We start from the raw sequence: 361 nt of genomic DNA on the forward strand, positions 1-361 counted from the left end.
AAGAAAGAAATCGACATGGGTCATTGCCGTGCCCTACTGGCCCTCGACTCACCTTCGCTGCAAATCAAGTTGTTCAAGGAGATACAGAAGAACGGCTACTCAGTAAGAAAGGTTGAAGAGATGGTACAGCGACTCAAGAGCGGAGAAGACATCGAGAGCGGTAAGAAAACCATCACGGCTAAGGCTCAGATGCCTGAGGAATTTACACAACTCAAAAACCGCCTGTCACAGTTTCTCAATACCAAAGTGCAGTTCACCTGCTCTGCTAAGGGCAAGGGAAAAATCAGCATTCCATTCGCCAACGAAGAGGAGCTGGAGCACATCATGAATGTTTTCGATCAGTTAAAGCAAGAATAAAAGT

1 protein-coding gene is annotated in these 361 nt (G+C 46.3%); it reads left to right on the forward strand.

Translation table 11 applies throughout. The features are described 5' to 3' along the window. Positions 1-357: ParB/RepB/Spo0J family partition protein (locus D4A39_RS19520; RefSeq protein WP_497707280.1), on the forward strand; the 357-nt coding region annotated here is incomplete at its 5' end. Positions 358-361: the final 4 nt, after the last annotated feature.

It is taken from the genome of Alcanivorax profundi (assembly GCF_003597125.1).
In the GTDB taxonomy this organism is placed as follows: Bacteria; Pseudomonadota; Gammaproteobacteria; order Pseudomonadales; family Alcanivoracaceae; genus Alcanivorax; species Alcanivorax profundi.